The 10,872-nt window shown below is 58.8% G+C and carries 12 protein-coding genes; 6 read left to right on the top strand and 6 right to left on the bottom strand.

Translation table 11 applies throughout. From position 1 onward, the window contains the following. The 3 genes from WC683_17220 to WC683_17230 all read right to left on the bottom strand — a co-directional run. Positions 1 to 463: HAD hydrolase-like protein (locus WC683_17220; GenBank protein MFA4974349.1), on the bottom strand; the 463-nt coding region annotated here is incomplete at its 3' end. Between the two features lie 4 nt (positions 464 to 467). Beyond that, entirely contained in the window at positions 468 to 1,115 is a 648-nt protein-coding gene (locus tag WC683_17225; GenBank protein MFA4974350.1) for a hypothetical protein, read from the bottom strand. 17 nt (positions 1,116 to 1,132) lie between these two features. Next, complete coding sequence (locus tag WC683_17230) at positions 1,133 to 1,861, bottom strand: alpha/beta fold hydrolase (GenBank protein ID MFA4974351.1); 729 nt, start codon at positions 1,859 to 1,861, stop codon at positions 1,133 to 1,135. A gap of 68 nt (positions 1,862 to 1,929) precedes the next feature. On the opposite strand from WC683_17230, the gene WC683_17235 reads away from it, so the two are divergent. From WC683_17235 to WC683_17250, 4 genes are all read left to right on the top strand, one after another. Next, positions 1,930 to 2,775 carry a polyprenyl synthetase family protein gene (locus tag WC683_17235; protein MFA4974352.1) on the top strand — a complete coding sequence of 282 codons (846 nt, stop codon included), beginning with the start codon at positions 1,930 to 1,932 and terminating at the stop codon, positions 2,773 to 2,775. A gap of 166 nt (positions 2,776 to 2,941) precedes the next feature. After that, positions 2,942 to 3,148 carry a hypothetical protein gene (locus tag WC683_17240; protein MFA4974353.1) on the top strand — a complete coding sequence of 69 codons (207 nt, stop codon included), beginning with the start codon at positions 2,942 to 2,944 and terminating at the stop codon, positions 3,146 to 3,148. Between the two features lie 39 nt (positions 3,149 to 3,187). Then, positions 3,188 to 3,529 carry a helix-hairpin-helix domain-containing protein gene (locus WC683_17245; GenBank protein MFA4974354.1) on the top strand — a complete coding sequence of 114 codons (342 nt, stop codon included), beginning with the start codon at positions 3,188 to 3,190 and terminating at the stop codon, positions 3,527 to 3,529. Between the two features lie 112 nt (positions 3,530 to 3,641). Then, positions 3,642 to 4,121, top strand: coding sequence for a hypothetical protein (locus tag WC683_17250; GenBank protein MFA4974355.1), 480 nt, complete (start codon positions 3,642 to 3,644; stop codon positions 4,119 to 4,121). 13 nt (positions 4,122 to 4,134) lie between these two features. On the opposite strand, the gene WC683_17255 is transcribed toward WC683_17250, so the two are convergent. The 3 genes from WC683_17255 to WC683_17265 form a co-directional block, all read right to left on the bottom strand. Next, the gene (locus tag WC683_17255; protein MFA4974356.1) at positions 4,135 to 5,790 is read right to left on the bottom strand and encodes a nucleoside kinase; all 1,656 of its coding nucleotides are present in this window, start codon (positions 5,788 to 5,790) and stop codon (positions 4,135 to 4,137) included. A gap of 83 nt (positions 5,791 to 5,873) precedes the next feature. Further along, complete coding sequence (locus WC683_17260; protein ID MFA4974357.1) at positions 5,874 to 9,077, bottom strand: HEAT repeat domain-containing protein; 3,204 nt, start codon at positions 9,075 to 9,077, stop codon at positions 5,874 to 5,876. A 149-nt stretch (positions 9,078 to 9,226) separates the two neighbouring features. Beyond that, positions 9,227 to 9,589, bottom strand: a complete 363-nt coding sequence (locus WC683_17265; GenBank protein ID MFA4974358.1) for a hypothetical protein — start codon at positions 9,587 to 9,589, stop codon at positions 9,227 to 9,229. A 118-nt stretch (positions 9,590 to 9,707) separates the two neighbouring features. On the opposite strand from WC683_17265, the gene WC683_17270 reads away from it, so the two are divergent. Next, entirely contained in the window at positions 9,708 to 10,103 is a 396-nt protein-coding gene (locus WC683_17270) for a hypothetical protein (GenBank protein ID MFA4974359.1), read from the top strand. Positions 10,104 to 10,158: 55 nt separating this feature from the next. After that, entirely contained in the window at positions 10,159 to 10,467 is a 309-nt protein-coding gene (locus WC683_17275) for a hypothetical protein (GenBank protein ID MFA4974360.1), read from the top strand. Positions 10,468 to 10,872 lie beyond the last annotated feature (405 nt).

Here is a 10,872-nt window from a genome sequence, read left to right on the forward strand (position 1 = left end):
TCGTGCTATCCTCCGTGACGCCGTGGCCCGACATACACTTGCGCATCCGCTCGACCTTGCCCATCTCCTCGTCGCCGCCGGATATGGTGGAGAAATGCTGGAGGATGCCCAGCCTGCCCAGGACGTTGCGTATCGTCTCGCTTGAGTTGGAGGAGACTATAGCCATGCTGCACTTCGAATCCAGCGCCAGGAGCATCTGCGAAACCCCCTCGCAAAGGCTTATCTCCCTGTCTTTGGAGACATTCTGGATGTGCTCCCATATCGTGCACATGTCCTTGGGTTTGAGCCCCCTCTCGATGAGCGCGACTATGATGTTTTCGTCGAAGAGGTCCGACATCTCCTCGTTCGACCAGGGTATATTGTAGCCCAGCTCATTGAGCTTCTTATGGACTTCGACCTCTAGGAATTTCGTCGTGTCGACGAGCACCCCGTCGTAGTCGAAGATGAGGAGCGGCTTGTCCATAGGCCTAGAATTGGTACCTTATCGCGGGGGAGAGCGAGAAGCCGACCGCCGTGTTGTCTCTCACGAAGATGTGGAACCACGCGTCCGCGCCCACGGAGAGTTTCTCGGTCCACTGCCACCAGAAGCCGCCGCCGGGTATGGCGATGTCGGCCGCAAAGCTGTCGCCGTTGATGAGCGCCGGCCCCACGCCCGCCTGAACGTAGAACGACCACCTGGGGTGGCTGTCCAGGTCGAAGACGTAGCGCGCGTACGGCAGAAATGAGAGGATCGCGAAGTCGTCGAACTCGGTGGCCACGTCGATCTGCATGCCGGCCGAGAGCCTCTCGAAGAAGAAGTACTCGCCCTCCACGCCCATGTTCATCATGGGCCCTATGCCCCTGTTGGCCACGGCGAAACCTGGGCCCACGAGCCCCACCCTGAAGTTGCCTTTGCGGCCGTCGACCATCACGTCGGAAGACCTGCGCGCAGCAGGTTTCGGCGAGCCGGCATCCGGCGCCTCTTCGATCGAGGCGTCCTTCTTCTTCGTCGCCACCGCCACCTTGGTGCCGCCCGATTCATAGGCGCCCACCTCGTTCTCCTCGATCCCTCTGGCCTCCGCGAAGAGCGGCATCATGATGGAGACAGCCAATATCATGCATGCGAAGCGTTTCATCTTGTCCCCCTTTGTCCTCAAGCGAACCTCTCGAAAAAATCCACGATAGCCCTGGCCACGTTGTCCTTGTCGTAATCCATGGTCAGCACATGGCGCGAGTTGGGCATGATGATGGTTTCGACTATATCAGATGAGAGATTTTTTTTCACCAGTTCAACGTTCTCCTTCGGGGCCACCGTATCGTTCAGGCCGTGGAGCAGGAGCACCGGGTTTGTGATCTTTGACAGATTCGGCAAGAGCTCCCTCTGCAGGTCGGCGATCTGAAAGACCGCCCTGGACGGGATCGCCGGGAGGGAGAGCTCCTCGTAGCGCTTTTGGCCCTCAGGATCGGCCACGCTCAGGCCAACCTCCTTTGGGATGGATTTCACGGCCCATCGAAGCGGGGTATATCTCACCAGCGGGATGGCCAGCCTCTCGAACCAGCTGAACTTGAGAGGCGTCGCCATCAGCGCCATGGCCCGAACGCCCCAACCCTCGTCGATCGCGAGCTTGAGTCCCAGGAGCGCGCCGAGGGAGGTGCCCGCAAAATAGACCTTTTCGGACTCGCGCCTCAATTCGCCGAACGCCGTGCGCACGGTCTCGTACCATTCCATCCATGTGGATTTTTCCAGGTCCTCCATGGACACGCCGTGCCCGGCGAGGCACGGTGCGGAAACGTAAAAACCCGCACGAAGCAGCGCTTCCTTGAGAGAGAGCGCCGTGCCGGGCGTTCCTGTGAGACCATGTACGACGAGGCAACCGTTCATCCAACATGAGCTATTAACACAGGGTGGCGGCATTGACAATAAACGCTTGAGATGAGCAGATCAAATACATGCTCTCCAGAATCATGTCGCCTGTGGCGCGCGAACTCGGGATGATGGAAAGCGTCCTGTCGGCCGAGTCCGCGTTCGGCGTTCCGGGCGCAGACTCAGTGGCCATGCACGTCTCGGAAAAAGCGGGCAAGAAGATAAGGCCCGCGGTCTTTTTGCTCGCGGCCAGGGCGCTGTCGAACGACGGATTCGAGGCGCGCGCCGCAGAGATGGCAAAGATAGCAGCTGCGATCGAACTCGTGCACACGGCGAGCCTTCTCCACGACGACGTGCTCGACGAGTCCATGACGAGACGCGGCCGGCCCTCCGCGAACGCGCTGTTCGGAAACCGCGCAAGCATCCTCGCCGGAGACCTCCTCTGGTGCAGGGCGTCCGAGATAATAATCAAGACGGAAAACCCGAGACTGCTCACCGAATTCGTTCGCGCGGCGAGGCGCACAACGCTGGGCGAGATGATGGAGGAGAGCTCGCACAACGATCGCGACGCGTATCTCGCGATGGTCGAGGCAAAGACCGGCTCACTCTTCTCCGTCGCAGCGCATTCGGCCGCGATAGTGACCTCCAGCGGCGAAGGCCTCGAGGAAGCACTCTCAGACTACGGCTCCTCCCTGGGAATCGCGTTCCAGATCGCGGACGACGTCATCGATTCCGGGGATGACAAGAATCCCCTCACTGCAAAGGCCGTATTCATGCTCGGCGGAAAAACGGATGCGCTGAAGCTGGCCCTTGAGTTCAGCGAAAGGGCGAAGGGCCGCCTCGCGGGGCTCCCACCCTCCGGCGAGATCGAATCCCTAAGGCTCCTGGCGGATTACGCGGTCTCGAGGGCAAAGCAACTGCACAGTTTTTGATCAACCTGCATCGATTCGCTGCACCTCGAAGAGGTCCCATTCCCCGGCCACAATCGCTTAGCTCAATATTTTCAACGCGTTAATTTTTTGCCGTCTCTTGGCACGGGACTTGCTTTCTCATTCGTCGGCCGAACGATCGATCGCATGAGGCGGAAAAGGAGAGGTTATGAACCAGGGTGGTGCACCGATGGAGGTCTTCAACATCATAGAGGACAAGGAAGGGAAGGCTCGCTGGGTGAAGATCGGGGCTGCCTTCGTGAACAGGGACGGCTCGATCAACGCGCTGCTCGACGTCTTCCCGCGCGACGGGAAGATCCAGATCCGCGAGCGCAAGAAGTTCTCGAAGGACTCCAACGGCGAAAAGGACAGCTGAAGTCAACCGAAGTCAACCTAGGAAAGGAGAAACACAATGATGAGATCCAAGATCGTATCGAAGAAGGTGTGCATGCTGCTGGGGCTCCTGGCGATTCTGGTCATGGCTGGAAACGCCGCTGCGGCGACGCAGGCGACGTCGTTCCCGGTGAACGTCAACACCGCCAGCGTGGAGCAGCTCATGGAGGTGCCCGGCATCGGAACCGCAAAGGCCAACGCGATCGTCGACTATCGCCAGCAGAAGCAGTTCGAGTCCGTAGCCGACCTCGTGAACGTGAAGGGCATAGGCGACAAGCTTCTCGCCAAGATCACGCCCTACGTAACGGTCGGAGGCAAAACCGAGACAGCTAAACCTGGCACGGCGGGAAATTCACTCAACTGAATCCCCCGCATAGAGTCCCGGCACGTCCGCGGCATCCCCCTTGCCGCGGGCGGCGCCGGGAACTCCTTTTAATCTATTTCCCTGATAAAGGCTTTTTGCTATCATCACGTATATGAAGAAAAATGACGACATCCACGTTGCGCTTCGACCCGTGAAGGCCGAGGTGGGGAACCTGCTCACCATGTTCGACTTCTACATGGCGCAGCGGCAGCTGGGTAAACCCATAGACTCACTGGCGGAATCCGTGCGCGACATGCGCATAATCCTGGGAAGGCTCGTGATCGACCACTTCATGAGCCTGGCTGAAAATGAGGGCGAGCCGTTCACCAAGGCGCTCGCCGAGATGCTGGCCGACTCATGCGCGCTGATCGAGGCGAAAGACGGGACAGAAGAAGATTACTGCAACTACTGCATCGAGGAGATGCTGACGCCGTTCGAATACGCGCTCGAGATAAAGAGGGAGTTCTCGGACGACCCGGTGATGCAGAAGATGCTGGCGCTGGACATCCCGATCCTCAGGCCCTTCGACTACGGCCTGCGCGGTAACCTCAAGGTCATCGAAGCCCAGAAGAAAAAACGCGTCCACAGATAACCGACATTCGAAGCTATCCGTACTTGAACGCGCTCTTGCCGATGAACTCCCTCAGTATCGAGTTGCCCGGCACCTCCATCTCGAGCACCGGGGTGAAGAACGAGAAGAAGCGCACGAGGCGCGAGGCCTCCATGAACGACTCGTGGTCGCGCGGGACCTCGGCCAGATACCGCTCAGCATACGGCTTGAGGAGCGAGTGCTCATAGGCGAGGGCGGAGTTGAAGATCACGTCCGCGTTCTCCTGGTACGGGAAGATGTATCTCCATTCGCCGGCGCGCACGGAGTGCCAGCGCGCGATCGTCTCCTCGGCCTTGGTGCCTCGGAACAGCCTGTCGCGCACGAGCCTGCGGCACAGCCTGGTGTCGGTCGTGAATATGCGGTTGTGATCGTCCAAACAAACCTGCGTGAGCGCGGAGACGTATATCTTGAACTTGTTGTGCGCCGGCACGTTCGGCGTCAGCGCGTCGTTCAGGCCGTGGATGCCCTCGGTCATGAGCACCTGCCCCTTGCCCAGCCTGATCCTCCTCTTCCTTATCGGATCGCGCTTGCCCAGCGGAAACGAGAAATGCGGCGCGCGCACCTCTTCGCCGCGAAGGAGTCTGACGACCTGATCGTTGAAGAGTTTCACGTCCAGCGCGCCCAGGCATTCGAAATCAAAGCTGCCGTCCGGATGCTTGGGCGTGTCATCGCGGTCGACGTAGTAATCGTCGATCGATATGTTGATCGGCTCGATGCCGTGGGTCTTGAGATGTATGGCGAGCCTCTTGGAGAACGTGGTCTTGCCCGAACCGGAAGGCCCCGCGATGAGCACGAGCTTCTTGTCCGGCATGGAGGCGATCTGCTCCGCGATCTTGGCTATCTTCCTCTCGTGCAGCGCCTCCGCCACCTTGACGAAATCCGCGACCGCGCCGCCCTTGCACGCCTCGTTGAGGTCGGCCACGTTGTTTGTGCCTATGAGCTCGTTCCACTTCTTCGCCTCGATGTAGGTCGAGAAGAGCTTGGTCTCGGGCCTCAGGTCGGTCTGGATGGAGCCGGTCTCATCCGGGAAGTCCAGGACCAGGCCATGCTCATACTGCCTCACTCCGAAATTCTCCACGAGGCCGGTGCGATGTGCGAACGGCCCGTGGGCGTAACCGCTGTAGCCCTTGAGCGTGATGAGCGGCACCTCGGACTGGCGGTGCTGCCACAGGAGCTTGACCACCGACTGATCGCCCTTCTTGTTGAACCTGTCGATCGCGTCCTCCACCGTGGTCCACTCCGGCTCCACCGATATGTCCGCCGAGACGATCTCCTTCATCTTCGACTCGATATCGGAGACCAGTTTTGCATCGACCATTCTGCCGCGTATCTCGAAAAAGTAGCCGTTCGCTATGGACTGGCCGACCACCGCCCACGCCTTTGGGTCGATGTCCGACAAGGCGGCGTACAAGATGGTCGAAGCGGTGCGGCGGTAGATGTCCATCCCTTCTCGACGGGAGATGTCGATGGTCTTGATCGTGGCCGGGCTGTTCAGCTTGTAATAGAGTCCGTCGATGCGGTTGTTGATGACGGCGCCGAGGGGTGCGAACTTTCCATGATGCCCGGCCTGGGAAAGGATATCGCAGATGCGCGTGCCGGCGGGGACGGACAGCTTCGTCCCGTTCATCTCTACATTGATCATTTTTGACATAGATCATCCTCGCTCTGGCCTGATCTATTACCAGATGCGAGGATGCAGGTAAAGCTTGCAGGGGATGGGTCCGGTGGAGCCGATCAGCTGCCGCTGATCCTCTTCAGCGCAAGGAGCGCCGCCTTTCGCACCTTCTCGTCCTTGTCCTTGGATGCGCGCTTGAGATCGGCTATGGCCGACTTAGCCTCAGGTCCGATGTCCCACAGATAGATCGCAGCGGCCATCCTGATCGCCGCGTCTTTGTGTCTGAGCGCCTTTTTGAGCTCAGGGATCAGCCTGTCCGCTCCGATCCTCTTGATGGCCAGATCGACCGCCTTCCGCACCTTCTCGTCCTTGTCCTGCCTTGCCGCAAGCAGCGACGGGATGGCGGCGCCGGCCTCCTCCCCGATGTCCCACATGTAGATCGCCGCGGCCAACCTTATCTTCGGGTCCTCATTGGAGATCGACTTGATCAGACCCTTGACCAGTTTCTTGCGCGAGATCCCCCTTATGCACTGGTCGGCATATTTCTTGAGCGTCTCGTCGGAATCCGTCCGCGCAGCCAGAAGCTGCGGGAGCACGGCAGCGGCGGCATCGCCGGCCCTGCCGAGCAGAAAGGCGGCCGCCCTCCTTATCCTCTGGTCTTTGTGCGACAGAAGCATGCCGAGCATGCCGGCCGCTGCGCCGACCTTTTTTCCCAACCCGGTCAGCGCAAGCAGGGCCGCCTTGCACAGGGGCTCCTTGCCGGACGTCAGCGCGACTGCCAAGGCGATGACAGCGTCTTCGCTAGAACTCACCGCGGCCAGCGCGGTCGCGGCCTTGGCCGCGAAGTCCGGATCAGCGTCGCCCATGGCGTTGACCAGGGCCTTCTTCGCCTTCTTGCCCATCTTGATCAGTGTCCCCACCGCCGCGCTCTTCTCCTTCGCATCGCCGCCGACGGCGCGTTCGATCAGGCTGCGTATCTTGTCGTCGACCTCAGGTTTCGGTTCCTCTGCCGCAGGTTCCTCGACAGCCGGCATCTCTACGGTTGGTTCCTTTGCCGTCGGTTTCTCTACAGCCGGTTCCTCGACAGCCGGCGCTTCCGCAGGCGCGCCGATCTTTTCAAGGGCGGCAAGGGCCACTTTCTTGAGCTTGGCATCCCCGGCTTTTGCCGCCTGTTGTAAGTCCGGTATCGCGTCCTTCGCAGCTCCGCCCATCTCTCCCAACACATCCGCCGCCATTATCCTGCGGTCCGTTTCTCCGACCGAAACTATGGTGCAGAGAGTCGGCAGTGCGCTCTCCGCTCCGCCGCCCATCTCCGCGAGCAATTTTGCCGCAGCCCTCGCGAGCTCCGCGTCTTTGTCCGTCATCGCGAGGAGCAGGGCCGGTATCAGCATGGCCTTGTCGATCTGCCCGAGGGCCTGTTCGGCGTCGGCCCTTATCGAGTTCGACTGATCTGAAAGCGCCGTGAGCAGCGCAGGCACGCACTTAGCATACGTCATGCCGATCTTGCTTATCGCCCAGACCGCGCTCGCCCTCACCGTCTTATCAGGATCGCTCGTTATCAGCCCGAAGAGCAGGGAGCCGGCTTCGAGCGCTTCAGGACCTACCATGCCCAGCGCATGCGCCGCAGCCAACCTGAGGCCGGCGTCTTTGGAGTTGAGGGCTTCCATCAACGCGGGGACCGCCGTCTTTGCGGCAGGGCCGAACAGGGCCAGCGACCTGACGCATGATTTTGCAATCGCCTTGTCCTTCTCCTTCATACAGCCTTCGAGGATGGGGACCATGTATGTCGCCTGCTCGCCTATTTCCTTGAATGAATCGTACGCCTTGTCAGGATCGATCATGAGGAGCGCCAGCGTCGAGGCCTCGATCAGTTTCGTATCGCCGCTGTAAAGACCTTCTTCGACGGCGGCAAAGGCAGCCTTCGCCTTGACCCCTATTCGCCCGAGCGCCCACGTCGCGACGATCTTGAGCTCCAGATCATCGCCCTTGAGCGCCTGAATGAGATCGGGCACGGCGCGTTTCGCGTTCGCTCCCAGAGAACCGAGCGCCTTCGCAGCGGATACGGCAAAATCCTTTTCGCTCAGCAAGGACCTGAAGGCAGGCAGAGATTTTCTGTCTCCCAGCTTGCCGAGCGCCTCGATCGAGATCTTTCTGAGGTCGACGTTTTCGTCCTTATTCTTCACTATCTCGCGAAGCGGTTCTATCGCCTCGATTGCGCCCATGTTGCCGAGCAGCAGGGCCGCTGCCCTCCTCACCCCAGGCGTCTCGGATTCCAGGAGGCTCAAAAACGCCGCGACCGCCTCGTCGGTATTCTGTCTGCTCAGCTCCACCAGGGATTCCTTGGTCCCTATCTGGGCCAGCGCATATGCGGCCTCTTCGCGGACGCTCAAGTCCTCGTGCTTCATGGCCTTGATGAGATCCGGGATTGCCGCATGCGCCTCTTTCCCCATCCTTCCCAATGCGCCTGCGGCATACGCACGCTTCGTCGCATCCTCGCCGTTCTCGCCGTTGAGTATCTGGATCAGCGTCAGGACGATCATCTTCGAATCGACATTCAGCATGGCGAAGGCATTTTTGAGCGCTTTCCAGAGAACCGGGTCTTGGCTATGGGCGGCCAGAACAAGATCGTATACCGCCTCCTTAGCACCCATCCTGCCAAGAGCCTCCGCAGCATACGGCCTGAGGCTCTCTTGCTCGTCATTGAGCACGCTGATGAGCGCGATCGCCGCCTTCTCCTTCCGACCTATCATGCCGAGCGCCTTGGCGGCCTCTATCCTGGCCTGATGGACCAGCTCATCGTCACCGCCGGACTTGGCTGCGCGCATCAGGCACTCGATGAGCGCGGGCACGGCGTCCTTAGCCTTCGCTCCCATGCCGCCCAGTACAGCCGCTGCCCTGGCTGCAGTCTCAGGCTGCCCCTTGGAGACCATCAATGAAAACGCGGGGACGGCCTCGACGGCGGCAGAACCCATATTCAGGAGTTCGTCCCTGACCGCCCTCCTCTGATTCTTATCGGCCTTGAGCTGGATGACATAAAAGTCGCTCAGCCACTTTGCCCTGAAGTGCAGCGGCCTCCCGCCGTCCTTGCCTACGAGTTCGTCCAGAAAACCCCGCGAGAGATCGAACTTTTTTTCGAGCCGTTCGTACTCGTCCACGGTGACAAAGGCATCCGTCCCGCTGCCCAGCGCCCCCTGCAGGGCCTTGCACTGCGCTGCATCGAGATCCTTTTCCTTCACAAATTGCAGGCATTCGATGTCTGTGAGCCGATCGAGATCATCGGCAAACTCGCCCAAGACTTTCTTCGCTATTTTTGCGTCGGACATAGTCGGCCATCCTTAAATAGGTATACCCATGCCCCTACAACTCTATTATCGGTTGAATTTTAATAAAGTTGCGGGGATTTTGCAGAGAAGGTTGTTAAATTAGTCTGCAATATCAAGCGGTTACAAGCGCGACTCGTTGGGATACCAAATCAAGGCCTCTTCTGGACATCCGAGGACCTCTTCGTGATCGTGAGCTTGGCTATCCTGGCCTCACAGTTCTTGATGTTTCTCTCCAACTTCTCGACCTTCTGCATGATCTTGAGCATGGCATCGGTGAGTTTCAGCTCGCGCATTGAGGGATCCTTGGAAGCGGAGTGATACACCTTATGGCCCAGCTCATGCAGCAACTTGTATATGTCCAGGCGGTCCTTCCTGGAGGCGATGTGGAGTTTGGCCGACTCGGCCGTGGCCTCTGCTATGAACTCCGCCTCGGTCATGCCGGCGCGCAGGAGCTTGATGCCCTCGTCGATTATCTTTTTGGCGTGCGTCTGTATCTCGTTCCACTGCGGCATATGGCCTCCCTTTTTCATGAGCGAAGATATATGGCCCGTCGAATTAAGTCAAAACATTGAACCGCGCCCACAAATGGCTTGTCTTGACCCAATCGGCGAGTATCATGGCCACATGTCCATGTCGCTCAGAAATACCTTTCGCGCACTCGTCAGGCCTTTGACCAGAAACCTCGGCCGCTGGCCTATCGGCATTTGTATCGTCTGGGCGAGCCTTTTCTACGCGGCGTATTCGTTTGCGCCCAAGATGCTTCTCCTGGCTGAGATGGGAAGGCTCGGCGCGCCCATCGTCGCCGAGGTCGTCGCGGTATGGGCCCCCCTCGTCGCGGCTGTCGTCTCCCTCGCTATGCGGAGGCACATCTCAGAGGTCTTCGGCAGCATAACCATGGCGTTTTTGCTCCACCACTCTCTGTACGTCTCCGATTACCTCGGCGCAGCCCTTGCGGTCGCAGGGTTTATCAGCCTGGCGGTCAACCGCCGCTGGTTCTTCGAACGCCTCCCCAACGTCATAAAATAGCCGCCAGCAGGCACTTTACACGGCCCGGGCGGGATGCTAGAGAGGCCCATTGCCTATGGTAACAGAGAAGAGAAAGGCCGCCATCGTAAGGGCTGTAAGAAAGAGGCGTAAAAAAGTCAGAGAAATGGCCGTAGCCCACAAGGGTGGCAAATGTCAGTGCTGCGGCTATGAGAAATGTAAGGATTCATTAGAGTTCCATCATTTAATAAAAGATACTAAGAATTTTGGTATATCGGCAAAGGGTTACACAAGATCTTGGGAGGCCATAAAAGCTGAGCTTGAAAAATGCATCATGCTATGCGCCAATTGTCACAGGGAATGGCATGCTGGCATGATCAACAAAGAAGATTTAGCGTTCTTTTAAATTAATATACTCCGAAGTAGCTCAGTTGGTCAGAGCAGCTGACTGTCGAAAAGGCAGCCCTCATTGGAAACAATGGGGTGAAAAGCGGGTGAATTCAGGGAACCCTTCATCGAATGAATTCGATATGGCGATCCTGAGCCAAGCCCACCGATATTAAAGGCGGTGGGAAGGTGCAGAGACTAGGGAGTGACGAAAGAATAATCTCCCATAAGCGCCCGCCACCTAAGTCCAGCATGGGATACGGTGAAGAGATAGTCCACGCCGATTGGAAACAATCGGATCGCGTGTAATCAGCGGGTCGCCGGTTCGAGTCCGGCCTTCGGAGCAAAAAAAGAAACGGGGCATTTTTTCGCCCCGTTTCTTTTTTTGTTTTGTGGGCCGTGGCGAGAACTGCAGCCCGTAGGG

This window comes from bacterium (genome assembly GCA_041648665.1).
GTDB lineage: Bacteria > UBA10199 > UBA10199 > 2-02-FULL-44-16 > JAAZCA01 > JAFGMW01.

Bases quoted from the DNA above. Each gene is read 5' to 3' on its own strand.
- WC683_17235 (MFA4974352.1), top strand. From the start codon at position 1,930: ATGCTCTCCAGAATCATGTCGCCTGTGGCGCGCGAACTCGGGATGATG.
- WC683_17225 (MFA4974350.1), bottom strand. From the start codon at position 1,115: ATGAAACGCTTCGCATGCATGATATTGGCTGTCTCCATCATGATGCCG.
- WC683_17265 (MFA4974358.1), bottom strand. From the start codon at position 9,589: ATGCCGCAGTGGAACGAGATACAGACGCACGCCAAAAAGATAATCGAC.
- WC683_17270 (MFA4974359.1), top strand. From the start codon at position 9,708: ATGTCGCTCAGAAATACCTTTCGCGCACTCGTCAGGCCTTTGACCAGA.
- WC683_17240 (MFA4974353.1), top strand. From the start codon at position 2,942: ATGAACCAGGGTGGTGCACCGATGGAGGTCTTCAACATCATAGAGGAC.
- WC683_17245 (MFA4974354.1), top strand. From the start codon at position 3,188: ATGAGATCCAAGATCGTATCGAAGAAGGTGTGCATGCTGCTGGGGCTC.
- WC683_17230 (MFA4974351.1), bottom strand. From the start codon at position 1,861: ATGAACGGTTGCCTCGTCGTACATGGTCTCACAGGAACGCCCGGCACG.
- WC683_17255 (MFA4974356.1), bottom strand. From the start codon at position 5,790: ATGTCAAAAATGATCAATGTAGAGATGAACGGGACGAAGCTGTCCGTC.
- WC683_17275 (MFA4974360.1), top strand. From the start codon at position 10,159: ATGGTAACAGAGAAGAGAAAGGCCGCCATCGTAAGGGCTGTAAGAAAG.
- WC683_17260 (MFA4974357.1), bottom strand. From the start codon at position 9,077: ATGTCCGACGCAAAAATAGCGAAGAAAGTCTTGGGCGAGTTTGCCGAT.
- WC683_17250 (MFA4974355.1), top strand. From the start codon at position 3,642: ATGAAGAAAAATGACGACATCCACGTTGCGCTTCGACCCGTGAAGGCC.